Source organism: Niabella sp. (assembly GCF_030150205.1).
Classification (GTDB): domain Bacteria; phylum Bacteroidota; class Bacteroidia; order Chitinophagales; family Chitinophagaceae; genus Niabella.
On sequence record NZ_JASLGT010000027.1, the window covers coordinates 19,551 to 36,887 of the forward strand.

The following is a 17,337-nucleotide window of genomic DNA, read 5'->3' on the forward strand; positions in this document are numbered from 1 at the left end:
TCTGTGATGTGGCATTACTTTGAGGTAAGATGGGCGATCAAATGTTCTCCTGTATTCATTAAACACAAAAGCTGACAAAGATGTATGCAATTGCCATTGATGTGGGTAGCACCTATGTAAGATGCGGTCTTATCACCCTGAAAGGGGAGATCCTTTATTCGTTTAAAATGCCGTCGAGGGACGTGCTGACGGAAGGCGAGATCATTGCGCTCATCAATGCGGCAGTGCGTAAATGTGCCGGCGTTGCCGAAGGCCAGATCCTGGGGGTGGGCGTGGGCTTTCCCGGAATTGTAGAGAACAACGTCATCCTGGGAGGTGCCGATAACCTGCCGGGTTTTCATCATGTAGACCTGGGCGCGCTGATTGCGGCATCCACCGGCCTGAACGTGGTGGTAGACAACGATGCCAATATGATGGCCTGGGGCGAGATGCAATTCGGATCGGGGAAAAACTGCTCGGATGCGGTGTTCCTGACGGTTGGTGCCGGCATCGGAGGCAGTGCGGTGATCAATAACAAACTATATGGTGGTTACCGGAATAAGGGAATGGAATTTGGGCATATCATTCTCAACTTTGAGGGCCCGATCTGCTCTTGTGGCAGCCGCGGTTGTTTTGAGGCCTATGCTTCTATAAAAGCCCTGATCCGGGATTACGCATCGCTTACCGGAAAAGCACCTTCGGATCTAAATGGGAAAATGATCAGCCGGCACTATCTATCCGGCGAAGCTGCAGCCGTAGAAGTAATGGAGCAGCACCTGCATTATATGGCCATTGGTATTACCAGCCTGATCAATATTTTCAGCCCGCAAAAACTTATCATTGGCGGAGGAGTTTCCGATGCCGACAGTTTTTATGTACAGGAGATCAGCCGGCGGGTGGCAGAACGGGCGATGCCGGATACCTTCAGCCATTCTATGATCGTTCATTCTCAAATGGGAAATGACGCCTGTTTATTGGGCTGCGCCAGCCGGGTTTTTTCTACACCGATGCTGTTGCAGTCGAATGAACAGCCCTGATCGTTTTATTCCGGCTCATTATACGCCACTATTCAGCAAGCGTACTTCCTGCAGAACAGGCCCGGATCGTTGATTTATTCACGGTCATATTTCAGCACATCGGGTGTTTCATCCACTACTTCCTGCCGGGTCATCTTGCTGCCCTGTTTTTCCAGCAATATAGAACTGCCCTGCAATTGAGGCTTGATTTTTTTACCGGAAAAGTTCAACGGCAAATTTCCGTAATTAAAAAATGCATCGCCATCGCTCACCTGCAAAGCTGCCGGCCGGGCTCCGTTCAGCTGTGCATTTATGTTCCAGCCACCTGCCTGTACCTGCACCAGGCCTTGAACATTGCTGACCGTTTTCATCACTTCAGCGCTGCCCTCTTTGATCCTGATAATGGTTAAGAACCGGAACCGCTGTTCCGGAAGCGATGTAATGCCTACATGCCACTGGTTGGTATATTCCCGTAATTTATTTCCGTCTGTTAATTTCATCCAGTTGATGGCGGGCTCTGCAAACTGATCGTGCACCACCATTTGCAAAGGGGTGGCGGCAAACACGCTGGCCGTTACATTTCCCAGATCGGTTTTCACTTCAAAGTTCTGCTGGTTGGTATCATCCGTCTTGTCTGCCACGATGGTGTAAAAGGGTGCATGAAACTGGGTGGTCCATTTTACCGGCTTTTTCGCTTCCAGCTCGTCATACAATACAATATATCCTCCTTCCAGTTGCAGCATATGCCTGCGGTACAGGGTAACCCCGCGATCGCCGAATCCGTTTGACGCATCGGGCTTAAGATGCAACTGATCGAACCGGTTTAGCCAAAACTCACTTTTGATATCGCCATAGGCATTGGATGCATCGCCCAGTGCATACTGGATCCTGTTACCGCTGATAGAACGCGGCAGCCACCCGTATCCCTCCTCTCCGATACGCTGGCTCATACTGTCTGCGAGGATTGTACAATAGGCTCTTGTATTGCGATAGTCCAGTAAATTATGCCGGTCGCTAAACTGGCTGTAATAGCCGGTTGCTCCCAGAACCGTTTTTCCCTTATAATTAATAGTAATTGCGTTTTGGCCGGCATGTCCGTGCCCCGATGCGCCAAACGGGTTGCTGATCAGGTAACTGAATATATTTCCACCTGCTTTGGCAAAGCCATCGGTCATCGCCGCCAGGCCAACATCGTTAAACGACCGGGAGCGAGGCAGTCCCTCCAATGAGCCTGATTGCAGCATTCGGCCGGGTTTGTAGTTCAGTAAACGGAAAAACAGGTAGTCATCCGTGCCTTTAAAAAAATCCGGGTGCGCATCTTTTATTTGTTGTACATACCGGTTAAGATATGGATTGTCCAGTTTATAGGTAAGCGCTTCTGCAAACAACGCATATCCCTTGTCGATACCATTGCGCAGATCCTCCCACTGGTCGCCATAGGCCGTTGATGTACCTGAAGGCGGAAAGGAGTATAAAAGATAATAGGGTATGTTTTGCATCCATGGCAGTTGGAAATAATCCATGCCTGAAAAATCGCCAAATAACTGGGAGAGGTAGATGATGGAACGGAAATTTACGGAGAAGTAACCGTTGCCTTCCCGCCAGCCGCCATCGGTGGTACCCAATACAGGAAAGCGGGCCGACCAAACTTCGTACATATAGGTAAACCATTCCCGGGCCTCGGGCACTTCTCCCAGTAATGCTACCGTTCCGATTGCAAGATTGCGTAAGGTGATTTGCCATACATGATTATCGCATACATGCACTTCGAACCGGTTGGGCAGGTGCTCATAGATCCGCTTTGCCCGCTTTACCATTACCTTTTTAAACCATTCTTTTTCATCTTGGCTGATGAAATCATAACCCAGATCATAAAACCATCCCAGGGCTTCCAGTACGGCACCGTTATTGAAATCGCTTCGCGTAGCCCAGTTTCGTTCCGGGTCCATGCGGACCAGGTTCATTGCCCGGCGTTTTGCATCATCCATAAACCGCCTGTCTTTTGTTAAGTAGTAGGCGATGCAAAGATTGCGCACCGGGTTGCCCACCATATCGCCAAAGCCATGATACATCCGGTCCATCAGGCCATCCAATTCCCTGCCCTGCTTACCGGCGGTATCAATCTGGCGTACCGGACGCTCTCCGGGCAGCGGCTCGTTCATTAATTTTTCAGCAAAAGCAATCATTTTCGTGGCCTCCGGATTATCCAGGTTGTTTTTATACAATAGGTCCCTGGTTGCAGAAAGGTTCCAGAGATGCGGATGAGGGCCTTCGTTGCGTTGCAATACCTGGCTTATAGAGGGAGAAACTTTTTGATGCGCATACGTTGCATCGATCACAAAATCGTACACCGGTGACCAGGTCCATTTATGGATGCCTTTGAGCGTGTAGCCATATTTCCAATACCAACGCCCCGGTTTTAACGCCTGGTGCAACGGATATACGGCCCATGCCTGCACCTCGCTTTTAATAAGATTTGTTGTAAAATGCTTGTCCATCGCCAGCATTACCTGGTAACGCACGTTGCCGATGTTAGGGTCGTTGGGCACAATGCTTCCGCTTTCCATAGGCAATACCATTTTTACCCCATTGGTTGCCGGCCACATCAATGCAGGTGCATTGGCAGGTACCGTAATGCCGTTAACGGGGTAAGGCCATTCACGCACACGGGCATGCAATTTTTCTGCGTTTAATTTGATAATGGCAGGTTCCTGGGACCAGGTCGAAATAAAGGCAAGGAGAAAAATGACCAGGAAGTTTTTTTTCATCATTTTGAAATTTACCGGTACATCAATGAAACAGCTACGCTATCCAAACCTGTCTGGTTTATAAGCCAGACTGCTCCTTTCCAAACGGATCCCCATTTTTCTTACACCACGCCTTTAGGTAATGGCTCATCTGCTGCAATTGCTTTTTGTATGCCGGTTTTACGGCCAGGTTATCCATTTCGCCCGGATCTTTGCCAAGGTTAAATAACTGCTCCCGGATCTGTCCTTTGTTATAGACGATATATTTGAAGTCCTTTGTGATCACCGCGCGTCCGCTGATGCCCAGCAACGTTTCGTTATCGGCAAAATCCGTTTCAATCACCAGGGTATCCCGGAGTACTGCAGCCGGATTGTTTAGCCGTTTGCTGATATCCGCCCCCTTCAGGTAAGCCGGCGCCGGCACCCCCGTAAGTCCGCAGATCGTTGGAATGATATCCGTGCCATTGCATACAAGGGATGCATCCGTACGAGGCCTCCAGCTTCCCAGTTTTGAAAGAATAAAAGGAACCCGGGCCGATTCTTCATACAGGATCTGTTTCTGGTTCCAGGAATGTGCGGCATACCCATCGCCGTGATCGGCTGTAAACAGGATAATGGTATTTTTCTCAACGCCATATTTTTTCAATGAAGCCAATACCATTTCAATGTACTGATCTACTTTTTCCACCAGCCGGTTATAAGCCCAGCGGTATTGCCGCCATTGATCGCCCGTCCAGTTCACAGACGGATAGGTGCGGATATTAGACGATTGCTGGTCCCGTACGATCCTGGGCTCATTGGCCGGTATAGCCCAGTTGGCGGGCAGTTTCGGACATTGGTCAGGGGGCGGAGCTTCCGTCAGTACATCCATTTTTAAAGCATCGCCCCGGGCCCATTCACAAATATCATGGGGATTTAAAAAAGAGGCTACAAGCAAAAAAGGGTTATCCTTGTTTTCTTTTATAAACCGCGCACAATAAGCGGGAGTAGCGGCATCATTGTAATCCTGGAATTTTGTATTCTCAATAAAATCAAAACCATGCTGACTGACCTTCTCTGCAGGCAGGGGCAAATGCCATTTTCCTACATAGCCGGTTTTATATCCACCGTTTTTAAAGATCGCACCCATCATTAGCAAACTATCCGGCCATTGCCCGTCCTTTTCCGGTGCGTTTCCAATAAAGCCGGTCTCGAAGGGCATTTTCCCGCTAAAGATAGCACTGCGGGAAGGCGTGCATAAAGGCTGTGCGCAGTAGGCTCTTGTAAACCGTACCCCATTGGCAGCCAGCCGGTCCATACCCGGGGTATGCAGATCCTTATTACCTGCACTGCTCATGGCATCTGCCGTTTGCTGATCCGTCATAATGATGAGGATATTGGGACGATCTGCCTGCTGGCCAAAAGCCATACATTGATAAAGAACGAGCGCTACGAGTAATAGTTGTTTATACATAATCAAATGTTACATTGTTTAACGTTCAAAAGCCCGGATCCTGAATCCCGTTAAGGTTCAAACCTTGCAGCTTTTAAACGTATCAATCTTCCTCCCCCGTACCGGCTCCCCGGTGCTGCAACGGCAGGTCAATGCTTTCGCCATCCTTGCAAAATACAGAAATGACCGTATTACCGTTTTTAACAACGGAGCTTATGAGCGCAGGCACCTGACCGGTAACATACCATTCACCTTTTAATGTGCAGGTGGTGACCCGTCCCTTTGCCCAGGCATTGGTAATGCTGTCCGGCATATGCGACATATTATGATTCCACCGGGCCTGGCCAATATCCGGACCAGCCACAGTAAGCAATAGTCGCCCTTTTGTTTCTTTAAACTGGGCCAGCAGGGGTGCATCTGTTTTTAACAGCAGATCCCCCTTTAACAGTCCATTGGGCTCAAACACCGCATAGGCCGTAATGCCCAGGGCCTTGTGCCGGATACTGTGCGCTACATGATCCTTCTGCAATACCGTGTAGGTTTTAAATTGCAGATAGGGTTCCGGTTGCCGGGTATGCAGCAGCACCTGGTATTCATAACCGCCGCCGGTGGGATGTGTACCATGATCCAGCCAGGCTTTCAGGTAGGTACCTTCTATGGGACTATAGCTGGCGCTCTTCCATTGATAGGATTGCTGCGTACCCTGTACCCACCGGACCTGTTGACCTTTGGGAATGATGTACTGCAATCCATTCTGGTCTGTAAAATAACCGCCGTCTGCCATTTGTACCGGTTGCGATGTAATATTTTTTCCATTAAAATAATTGGAGCGCTTTTCATCCGTGCGATACTGGAACAGGGTGGTTACCGTTGCGTACCGGCTATCAGTATTCCGGATATCTGAACCCAGGCAAATAATTTCATCCCCGATAAAAAAATATGTTTTTTTGGCGCGGAAACTATTGTCAAACAAGGACCGGTCTGCATCCGGAAACACATCATCTCTCAGGTCCAATGCAAAAAGTCCGTTGGTTCCCTGTTTCAGGCCACTTGCTACCACACTCTCCGAAAAATTCCGGTGCTTGCTCTCCACATATTTCTGATCGGCCTGCGGGTAGTACAACACTTTATCTGCCGGTAATTTTTTTGTAGTAGCGCCCGGCAACATCGACCAGTCGAACCCTTCATTCAGCGCCATTCCCAGGCCATCAAACCCATTCTTTTCATCCCCCTGTGCGGTCACCAGCATGCCATGACTCAGGTAGCGCCCCAGGTTATTTTCACCCTTTCCGCCTTCGTAATCCCAAACATATTTGTTGTATCCCTTTACGGTAGCAAAGGCATTACCGCGCCGGTAAGCCAGCAAACCGGAGTAAGGCATTACCGTTACACCATCCGTGGGCACCTGTTGTATGGTCCCCATCTTACGATGCAGCCGTACCATCAGGTCCAGTGTGCCATAGGTTCCCGAATAAGTAAGCGCCGGCAACAACATTTTATTCAGCTCTTCTGGTTGCGCCACCGCATAAATATAGTTATACAGCGCGGCCAGTTCCGGATCACGGATACTGTCGCCAGCCATACTCATATATGCAAAAGCCGGCATGCTGTTCCCATCTATCGAACTATTATTAAGCGGAAAGCGGCCACTGACTCCATAATGAATTTGTACGCCATAGGCAATTGCCGCCTGTTGTTTTAATGCCGCAGTAAGCGTATGCGTTGCTGTAGCACCCATCGCATAAGGGGTTCCCTCCAGCAGCCAGTGGATCAATGCCATTGTGTTTAAGGCGTTGGTACCATATGCATTCAGGTAGGTACCCCGGTGGTGGTAAATAGAATAGTCTGGCTTAAAGGTATCGCTGTACCCGGGTGCAAATGCCGCCACATAATCCATATACTCCTTAAACTGCTGCAATAGCTGCTGTTTGCGCGCATCATCCTCCATCAGTAAAATGGTGATCAGCTTTACCATCGCACCACCACGCACTTTATCTGAATTTTCACCCCGGGTGGCATCCAGTTCCAGCAGGCCGCCCATACGGGTATGCCAGATCAGCATGTCTACCTGCGGTTTTAATTTGTTTTGTGCTTTCAGTTCATCCCGCATCAGGAAGATGGCTGTGGCTATTGGTGTTAACCGGATCACATGATCTACCGTACCAATGGCACTTCCTGCGGCCCATCCCTGGTCCAGGAAATAATCCAGTGCTGCCAGCAACTGTTCTTTGGATTGAGCGGAGCCATTTAACCGGTAGTCTGCAGCCAGGGGAAATAACAGGGTCTGCGCCACATTATCATAGACCTGTCCTTCCGGTGCCGGATGCTCATCCCTTATGGCAAACAGCGGCACTCCGTTTACCGTACCATTCCCCCGTTTTATGTTTAATTGTTCGTAGGCATTTTTTGCAGCCTTTAATTTCCCCTGCATTAGTTTTTCAATACCGGTAGCGCGTTCCTTCCAGTCGGCGGTTTGATCGCCCAGGATCAAAAATTCCAGGCGGGAGGCGATCTGCCGGCTCTCTTCTTTCAGACGGGACGCATTCACGTTCCCGTTAAACGTAGCCGCACGAAACGTCTGAAAGGGTTTCAGGATCTCATACCCATCCGCCGATCGCAGATTGCGTTTTTTATTTTCAAACTGAAGGTCGGAACTTCTTTTGTTGGATACAAAGCTGAGCAGGGTAAGATGATCGATAAACAGTTTTCCTTCCTGCTCCTGTACATTTTGGGGCACCACCACCAGGGCCTGCAATTCATCGCTGCCCTTATATCCCGGCACTTTGGCATCTTCATCAAAACAAACCCATACCGTTCGCCAGCCGGTAAAATCCAGGTTTACTACAAACCGGTATTTCGGCGATTGACGCGCTGCTGCTACTGTGCTGCCCAGCTGGAAAACCAACTGACCGGTAACCGGCTTTTCCTGGTATAACCAGATCTTCATGCCCCCAAACCGGGCTTTGGGATAAAAGGATGGCTCATAAATTTCGGGAATGCCACCGGGATAAACGGCTCCGGCCTCCTTTAACCCCTTAAGACCGGTAACCTCCAGTGATCCCGTTCTTTTCCAGCTCCAGCAAAGCGAACGCTGTCCTTCTTTATAATGTGCCGTGGATAAAGACAAACTGCTGTTTTGCGCCGCCCATCCCTCCTGCTCCCGGTCGGTTTCAAAACCAAATTGCCCGGTAATAATTTTAGTAGCTGCGGTTTCTTTAGATTGTGCCCAAAGTGGAACAGCGGCAGATAGTGCCATGGTAACAGCAACAAAAGCTTTTATTTTTTTATTCATATAACCTGCTTTACGAAGCATCGCACTGTATAACCGACTTCTTTCGTGCTCTTTATAATGCCTTATTAAAAATAACGGCCGCATCCGTATCCTTATAATGCCGGATCTGTTCCAGCAACTGCTTTTTGAGCGTGGCCACAATAGCAGCCATCTTCGGATCATCGTATCTATTCTTCAGTTCATGTGGGTCCTGCTGCAAGTCGAATAACTCCCAGCTTTCTACCTTATCATAGAACCGGATCAGTTTATAACGTTTCGTTTTAATACCAAAATGCGGCGATACGGAATGTTCCCCATTCTCATAGTAGTGATAGTAAAGCGCATTGCGGGAAGCATATTTTTTATTTTTCAGTAGCGGCAAAAAAGAGATGCCCTGCATGCGTTCCGGAACACGGGCGCCGGCCATTTCAACGAAGGTAGGTGCCAGGTCGATATTCATTACATAGTCGCTGATCACCCTGCCAGGCCTGATCACTCCCGGGTACCGCATCACCATGGGTGTACGGAAGGATTCTTCGTACATAAACCGTTTATCAAACCATCCGTGCTCTCCCATGTAAAATCCCTGATCCGACATATAGATCACCAGGGTATTTTTTGACAGGCCGCTTTTGTCCAGGTAATCCAGTGTTTTACTGATGTTCCGGTCAAGTGATGCTGCCGTTGCCAGGTAATCCTTCATATACCGCTGGTATTTCCATTCTGTAAGCGCCTTCCCTTTGGGCGCTTTTGCATCCAGGTCGGCCTTTACTTTGGCATAATAAGCAAACCATTTTTGCTGTTGCTCTTTTGTCATCCGTTTTACACTGTTCTCAATTGCCAGTGAATCGCCGGGTTCATATATTTTCAGGTCATGCATCATCCGCATGGTCTTTGCGATGGTCATGTCCTGTACGGCTGCCGCTTTTCGGGTGCAATAGTCATCATAAAAATCTTCCGGTAAGGTAAAGTTTATGTTATCGTACCGGCCAAGGTCTTCCAGCGCCGGCATCCAGGTACGGTGCGTGGCTTTATGCCCGATGACCAGGCAAAAAGGTTTGGAAGCATCCCGGTGTTCCAGCCAGTTTTCGGCAACATCTGTAATTACATCGGTCACATACCCATTATAACGGCGGGTTTTGTTGCCCGTTTGAATAAAATCCGGGTTATAATACTGGCCCTGTCCCGGCAGGATGCTGTAATAATCCAGCCCCTGGGGAATACTGTCGCCCAGGTGCATTTTGCCGATCCAGGCGGTTTGATAGCCTGCCCCTTGTAAAACCTTGGCAAAACTGCCCTGGTTAAAATTAAAATTGAAATTCACATTGTCCTTAAACCCGTTTACATGACTGTAGGTACCGGTAAGAATGGCGGCCCTGCTGGGCCCGCAAAGGGAATTGGTAACATACGCGTTGCTGAACAATGCGCCTTCTTTCGCCAGCCGGTCAATACCAGGCGTCTGGATTTGTTTATTGCCATAAGCACTGATTGCCTGAAAAGCGTGATCATCGGAAATGATCAACACTATATTCGGACGCTGGGCCTGCAGAATGCCGCCAAGCAGCACCAGCAATACCACAAGCGGTAATTTCCTTTTCATTTGGGTTGACAGGTATACTCGTTTCATGTTTTCCTTTAAAAATAAACGTTATTAATAACAGGCCCTTTAAATAATTAATACATCCTTTATGTTTATTGATCCGTAGGAACCGCTTCACTTCAGCGGGGCAACGGTCTTATACTAGCGCTGCACCTGGCTATATCCCGCCAGGTTATATACAACCGGTGTTGTACTGCTGCCAACACGGTAAATACCGAATTTGAAATAATACCCGCTTTCATCATTTCTTCCGATGGCAATGCGCTGATTATTGACAATATGCTCGCTTATATTCTTTTTAGCTTTTTGATACTGCATCACCACATCCAGCTTGCCGGGCTGTTCTATTTTATTATTTGCCCCGCCGTACACGGACCAGTCGATGGCAACGGTAAACGTTACCCAGGTATCTTTGGGAAATGTATCAAAAGCGCTTTTATACGCGATCGTTGAAATTTTATAGGCAGAGCGCACCGGCACCATGGTAGCGTCTTTGCCCGGGTTGGCCAGGGTACGGTCGGTTTTATCGGTCATCCATTTACTATCGGAATTAGCCTTTATGTAAAACATATTATTGGAAAATCCAAAAGCCAGCGGCGGGTAGCCTCCCTGCTCGATCTTCCAGCCATTTTTCCTGCCGGCTTTAAACACTTCGTTTCCTTTTTTATCAACCGCTTTTATCTTCTCATGACCCTGGTCTTTGTTAAACACCACGCTGTCGCTCAATTTTACGAACTGCTGTGGCGTCAGCTGCATAATTTTTCCCGAAGGATCCTGCACCAGGGTGCGGGAAGGCATTCCATGCCATTGTGCAAAAATGGTATTCACATCTCCTGGTAAGTCTGAAGGAACATATACCGAAAAGGTATAGGTCCATTTGGTTCCCTGCTTGCACTGGCCTTTGCCCCTGTCGTATACCATTTTCAATACCTGCTCCGTCGGATACGCATCCGGTGGCAATCCTTTAAAATCATCTGCAGTGGCATAACAGTAACAAAGCTCTGCCCGGCCCTTGGTGCTGCCCTCCTCGTATCCCTCCAGGGAATTGTCTTCTCCTTTCAGTTCAAACCGGTAGGACGGTTTCCCATTAAAACTGCGTGTGGCATCCTTTTGAATAGCATACGAGCGGTTGATGCCCACAGCCACCCACTCCCCGTCTACGATGTCTGATTTACCGGCCGTATCCGCCTGTACATTTACCCTGCCGGTAACGGGTTCCAGCCCTGATTGCTGCGCTGCTGCATTTGACGCGAACCATACCGTCAACAGACCTATGCTTATTTTTTTCATTCGTTATTTTTTATTGCCCTGGATAAATTCCGGATGAAACGGATTTTTATTGGTGGATGTAACTTTGACAACTCAAATGTTTATTTGTTTATTGACTATTGAAAAAAAACATTTCATCTATTGGCTTTATCTCGCTTTATTATTTTTTACGCGAAAAGATCTCTTTTAACGTCATCGTTTTGTTATTTACCAGGGGCTTTGCATACGCTGCAATAAAGAACAGGTAGCCCAACGTGATATACAGGAACAATAAAGCATAGCGCAGTCCGATCCAATCGCCCAATGCTCCTACAATAAAAGGTATCAACGCTCCTCCAAAAATGCCGGAGCACAAAATACCCGAAAAAGAGCCGTGATGCCTGCTGATGGAATTCAGCGCCAGCGAGAATACCACCGAAAACATTACCGAAATGGTAAACCCTGCAGCAGGAAAGGCCCACAGGGAAAGCTCCCTGCTTCCCAGCAGCGCTGCGCTCAACACGATGGCCGAAAGGACACAGGCGATCTTCAGTATCCATTTTGAGTCCCACAGCTTTAATACGACCAGTCCCAATAAACAACCAATGGTCATCAATCCCCAGAACCATGCAACGGCGTTGGCACCATCCGTAGCGGGATCTACCTGGTGATAGCGTTTTAAAAATTCCGACATCCAGTTTGCGAGCGACTGCTCCGTACCAACATACGCTACAATGCCCAGGAAGAATAACCATACATCGCGCTTTCCGAGCAATTCCCAGTATGCCGAAGCGGCTCCGGATTTTTCATCTTCTTTTAACTCCACTGCCGGCATCTTTATAAGCGCCAGCATCAACAACATCACTAAAAAGATAACGCTAAACAGCCAGTAGAGCGCCGTCCAGTGCAGCCCGTCCCGTACCAATCCGCCTAACACGCTCACCAATGGATTGCTTACCGGTTGCCCAGCCAATTCTTTCATCAGGTAGGTAAATACAAAGGGGCTTACAAAAGAGGCCAGGCCAAATACCAGCTGCCCCATCACCGAAAAGAACGCAAAATTTTCTTCTCCTCCCGCAGTACGCATCAACGGGTTGATGATTACCTGGAGCATGGCCATACCAATACCGATGATAAACAGCGAGGCCAGTGCCATGCTGTACTGGGGATTGAAGGCAAAGATCAATGCACCCGAAAAATTCAGCGCAAAGGCAATGAGCATTGATTTTTTTTCACCCAGCCGTTCTATCATCATGCCCGCCGGAACCGACATGATTCCATATGCCAGGAAAAAAGAAAAGGGCAGGAAGGCAGCCATCGTCAGACTCAACCCGTAAGTTTCAATAATAATGGGCATTAGGGGACCCAGGATATTGGTTACAAAGGAGATTACAAACCAGATCAGTAAGATGACCCCTACCAGGAAATTATTTCGTTGCTGCATCCGTTAATTTGTTGATTGGTTATATATCGTTGCGGATGTTGATCCGGCAAGCGATTGAAAAATTTTTGCGGCACAGCCCTGCAACCCGGCTTTATTTCCCAATGCAGCGGCTACCAGTATGGTTTGTTCGCTGGCCGCCGGCATTGCCAGCCGGGCCACCCTTTCTGTTATTTCCCGGATATAAAAATCACCGGCCTCACTGATACCTCCGCCAATCACCACTTTTTGCGGACTGAATATATTGATGTAGCCGGCGATACCCGCCGCCATATAATCAAAATGATACGCCATTGCTGCAAGGGCCGCATCTTCCTGCTGAACATAGCCTTCAATAATTTGCTTACCATCTACCAGCTCCGGTACATCCTGTTTTAGTAATTGATAATGCCCGATTAAAGCTGCTACGGAGGCGTACGCCTCAAAACAGCCCCTTGACCCACAGGAGCAGGCTATGCCCCCGTGCCGGATAATGATATGTCCCAGCTCCGTACCTCTGTTACGGTATCCGCCATATAACTGGTTATTGATAATGAGCGCCCCGCCAATGCCGGTGCCCACCGTTAAAAAAACAATATCACTGCATCCCTTTGCAGCGCCATAAATCCACTCGCCCATACCCATCATATTGGCATCATTATCTACAAGGGTTCTGTAACCGGTGCGCTCCTGTAACAGGCGTCCGAGGGGCAGCTGTTCAAACCCAGGCAGGTTATCTGCACCACCAATGACCACATTGTCTTCAACAATGCCCGGAAAACCAATACCCGTGCCACAAACCGTTCCACCTTTATCCGCTGCTGCAGCCGCCGCCTGTGCAATACATACCGCGATCTGTTCAATGATGCCGGCCTCCCCGCTATCTTTTTGTATGGTCTCTGTAAAGCAGTGAACCAGGTTTCCGTCTTCCGCTACCACGCCGCATTTCAGCGCAGAGCCGCCCACATCTATTCCTATTGCAAATTGTTCTTTCAAATGACGGTATCTTTTTTTGTATCGGGGCTGACTAAAAATCTGCTACATTGAATTGCCGTGCTGAGATTGCACCCTGAACTCGCTTCAGGATCTACAGTTTCAGCATTTATGAACAACCCGTATCTGTTTTAACTGCTGAAATGAATTCAGCATGACAAGAAGCCAGTTTTTGATCAGCCCCAATACCATTTATTTTATATAATCATACACAGAATCCAGCTTAAACTGCCGGATGGCTTCTGCACTTGGATGCGCGCGTTTATCAATATCGCTAAAATAAGGCGCCTTATCCCAGATGCTTACATCTCCGCCCGTAGCACGCGGATCTTTTGTTTTTACCAGGTAATCCTGCATTTGTGCCGCCAGCTTTTCTTTTACATTTTTATATGCGGGGTCAGCAGCCAGGTTATGCAGTTCGTAAGGATCGCTGGTGATATCGAACAGCTCTTCTGCCGGACGTTTGCCCATCCCCAGTTCAAACAGGTTTTTCACGGCAGGGTTCGCCTTATTGGCGATCATATAAAACTTGGCAGGACCAGGATAGTTGAGCATATAGGGATCTATATCTCCGTACAGCGGAGGATCTCCGGCCGCCCAGCGATCGGGTTCATAATTGCGGATATATAAATATTGTTTGGTGCGTATGGCTCTTCCGGGATAGCCCATTCCGTGCTGCCGCACAAAGGCATGCCGCTCCCTGCCCAGTACCACAAATTCCCTTTCAGTGTCCGGCTCTTTACTGTTATTATCCAGCACCGGCAATAAACTTTTTGCGGTCATTTCTGCAGGTACCGGTACACCGGCCAGCTGCAGGAAGGTAGGCGCCAGATCGTTCAGCGTAACCAATCCGCTGGTAACGGCTGCTTTCTTAAACTTACCCGGCCAGGAAATGATCAGGGGCACATGGGTTCCGAAATCATACAGGTTGGCCAGTCCGCGGGGCATCTGCCAGCCATTGTCACTGCAAACCACCACGATGGTGTTTTCCAGTTCACCGCTTTGTTTTAATAAGGCTAATGCATCGCCCAGTTCTTTATCAAAAACTTCTACAGAATGATAGTAATCGGCAATATCCGTGCGCACATCCGGCGCATCCGGAAGATAGCCCGGTACTTTTACCTTTTGCGGATCGATACCCGATTTAGCACCGATGCCTACTTCGTACGGACGATGCGGCTCATGACTGCTGATCCAGTAGGACCAGGGAGCGCCCAGCTTCTTTTGTTTTAAGAACTGGCCAAAGGTTTCATACGGATTTCCACCCGGGTTGCGCTTGCGGCCGTTGGCCTCAAAACTTCCCGGTCCCCAGCCTTTGCCCTGGAAGCCGATTTCATAACCCGAAGCTTCCAGCAAGTCGGTGTACAGCGGGTATTTTGTAGGCAATATACTCCATAAGTTGGCACCCTCTTCCAACCGCCAGATATCCTGGCCGGTGAGAAACCCGGCCCGCGATGGCGTACAGGAAGGAGAGTTGCAAAATGCATTGGTAAAACGTACGCCGTCGCCTGCCACCTTATCCATATTGGGTGTTCGTACGGTTGAATCGCCATAAATACCCACATGACCGGCCGACTGGTTATCGGACATCACGATGAGGATATTGGGACGGGACGCCGGCCGCTCCTTTTGCTGCGATTTACAACCGCCGGCAAATGACAGCAAACAAGCGAAATAAAAGAGATAGCTCCATTGTTTTAACATGATCAATCGATTTTATTATTTCTGTTTTTAAAGTCCTGTTTACCAGCCTGGATTCTGGTGGGTAATAGAGCTGTTTACATCTTTTTCATTTTGCGGGTAAGGGAACAGCTCATGCTTTCCGGCTTTGAAATTGGTTCCGGAAAGATAGGGATAAGAAGCTCTTATTGCCTGTGTTTTAGCATAGGTATCGGCTATTTTGGTACCCAGCAAATTCCAGCGGACAAGGTCGGAACGGCGCATACCTTCAAAGCACAATTCTTTAGCACGTTCAGAAACAAGAGTATCCAAAAACTGTTGCTTGGTCAATCCGCCGGGTATATAAACCTGCGCCGTTGTGGGTTTGGGTACAAGCGATGCTGTGATTACCGCACCTGATCCACCACCGCCGGTTAATGTAACTGTGGGAGCCGATGTATATCCATAACCGGGGTTATTTAAGGTGATCGCTGATAATTTATCACCAGTGCGTGTGGTAACGGTTACTGATGCGTAGTTGCCACCGCCGCCGGAAACCTGTACGGTTGGTACACCTGTATAGCCGCTGCCCCCACTGGTAAGGGCAAAACTTACCGCATTTCCCGGCATATCCAATCCATACGCTCTTCTCCGTACCTGGTTGATGGCATCAAGTGCGATATCATTGGGACCTTCATTCAATTCATTTTCTACTTCCGCACGCATCAGCAGCAGGTCCGAATAACGCATCACCACACAGTTGATATCGGTACTGGTCTGTTCCGTGATAGAATTGGTCTGATACTCACGGCTCCATTTGCCAGGTGCCCAGTTCTGATCACCGTTACCGGTTACGATATAGGTACGACTTCCGTCAGCAGCCACGTTAAAGCGGGCCACTGCAAAGTCCTTTCTAAAGTCACCCGCCTGGAAGCTTTCGTAAAACGGCCGTACAGTGGCCTCTCTTAAATTGGTTGAGCCATATACACCTTTTGAAGTTGCCGGCGCATTCCAGAATCCGAAGCGGGAAGAGTTGGGTACATCACCGGCCGGATCTGTTACAGTGTAAAGCGCTATTTGAAAAACACTTTCAGTAGGCTCTAAATTATGTTTGCACTGATTAATAAATACCTGGGGATAGCTGGGGTTCAGCTTATACGGGTTAGATGCCATGATCTCATTGATCTGGGTTTGTGCCGTTTTATAATAATCTTTGTAATTCGCAGGCCGTTTCATGGTACCATCGTTGGCCAGTGAGTAGCCTCCTGCAAACAGACAAACCCTTGCCAGCATTGCCTTTGCGCCCCATTTATTGATCCGTTCATCCGTGGGCATGGCAGCAGGCAGCAAATCGATCGCTTCCTGCATATCTTTAATAATTTGGGCATAGATCACATAACGGTCGGTTAAGCCCCCTTTCAGGTTATCACCGGCTTTGGAAGAGGTCGTTTTGAACGGCACATCGCCCCAAAAGCGCACCAACTCCGAATAATAAAATCCACGCAAAAACTTGGCCTCACCCAACATACGGTTCAACGATGCTTTCTGATCGTCTGTACCGGAGGCAAACAAGGTCATTTGCGGGATCTTTTCAATTACCACATTGGCCCGGTCAATGCCCTGGTACAATACGCTCCAGGTGCTGTAATAAATATCGGTTTCCGGGATACCCAGGTAATGAGGGATTACACGCCAGCTATCCACACTATTTCCCGATATCTGGCTGATGTCATTATCATTATCCAGCACCATCGGTACATACCAGCCATAACCCGAAAAATTTGATACAGCACCATATACACCCAGGGTGGCCATATAGGCTTCATCTGCATCGCTAAAAAAATTATCGCTGGTAAAGTACGAATACGCTTTTACCTCTAATGCTTTTTTGCAGGAACCTAAAGCAAGCAGCGAGCCGGCCGCAAGCGCCATCCATATAAAACGTTTTGATATAAGTTTCATCTGTTTGTTT

Annotated in this window: 10 protein-coding genes; 1 reads left to right on the forward strand and 9 read right to left on the reverse strand. The window is 48.5% G+C overall.

Annotated elements, in window-relative coordinates:
* Nucleotides 1–80 precede the first annotated feature (80 nt).
* The gene (locus tag Q1V85_RS20215) at nucleotides 81–1,016 is read left to right on the forward strand and encodes an ROK family protein (RefSeq protein WP_300602405.1); all 936 of its coding nucleotides are present in this window, start codon (nucleotides 81–83) and stop codon (nucleotides 1,014–1,016) included.
* Between the two features lie 74 nt (nucleotides 1,017–1,090).
* Here the strand turns inward: Q1V85_RS20215 and Q1V85_RS20220 are convergent, their stop codons facing one another.
* The 9 genes from Q1V85_RS20220 to Q1V85_RS20260 form a co-directional block, all read right to left on the reverse strand.
* Entirely contained in the window at nucleotides 1,091–3,766 is a 2,676-nt protein-coding gene (locus tag Q1V85_RS20220) for a DUF4962 domain-containing protein (protein ID WP_300602407.1), read from the reverse strand.
* A gap of 55 nt (nucleotides 3,767–3,821) precedes the next feature.
* Nucleotides 3,822–5,195 carry a sulfatase-like hydrolase/transferase gene (locus Q1V85_RS20225; protein ID WP_300602409.1) on the reverse strand — a complete coding sequence of 458 codons (1,374 nt, stop codon included), beginning with the start codon at nucleotides 5,193–5,195 and terminating at the stop codon, nucleotides 3,822–3,824.
* An 82-nt stretch (nucleotides 5,196–5,277) separates the two neighbouring features.
* A complete protein-coding gene (locus tag Q1V85_RS20230; RefSeq protein WP_300602411.1) occupies nucleotides 5,278–8,466 on the reverse strand; it encodes a chondroitinase family polysaccharide lyase in 3,189 nt (1,062 codons plus the stop codon).
* 52 nt (nucleotides 8,467–8,518) lie between these two features.
* Nucleotides 8,519–10,045: a sulfatase gene (locus Q1V85_RS20235; RefSeq protein WP_300602413.1), complete on the reverse strand. Its 1,527-nt coding sequence runs from the start codon at nucleotides 10,043–10,045 to the stop codon at nucleotides 8,519–8,521.
* Between the two features lie 141 nt (nucleotides 10,046–10,186).
* Complete coding sequence (locus Q1V85_RS20240) at nucleotides 10,187–11,335, reverse strand: heparin lyase I family protein (protein WP_300602414.1); 1,149 nt, start codon at nucleotides 11,333–11,335, stop codon at nucleotides 10,187–10,189.
* Between the two features lie 139 nt (nucleotides 11,336–11,474).
* Nucleotides 11,475–12,737: an MFS transporter gene (locus tag Q1V85_RS20245; protein ID WP_300602416.1), complete on the reverse strand. Its 1,263-nt coding sequence runs from the start codon at nucleotides 12,735–12,737 to the stop codon at nucleotides 11,475–11,477.
* Nucleotides 12,738–12,740: 3 nt separating this feature from the next.
* The gene (locus Q1V85_RS20250) at nucleotides 12,741–13,709 is read right to left on the reverse strand and encodes an ROK family protein (RefSeq protein ID WP_300602417.1); all 969 of its coding nucleotides are present in this window, start codon (nucleotides 13,707–13,709) and stop codon (nucleotides 12,741–12,743) included.
* 189 nt (nucleotides 13,710–13,898) lie between these two features.
* Nucleotides 13,899–15,410, reverse strand: coding sequence for a sulfatase (locus Q1V85_RS20255; RefSeq protein WP_300602419.1), 1,512 nt, complete (start codon nucleotides 15,408–15,410; stop codon nucleotides 13,899–13,901).
* Between the two features lie 39 nt (nucleotides 15,411–15,449).
* Complete coding sequence (locus tag Q1V85_RS20260; protein WP_300602420.1) at nucleotides 15,450–17,327, reverse strand: RagB/SusD family nutrient uptake outer membrane protein; 1,878 nt, start codon at nucleotides 17,325–17,327, stop codon at nucleotides 15,450–15,452.
* Between the last annotated feature and the right edge of the window lie 10 nt (nucleotides 17,328–17,337).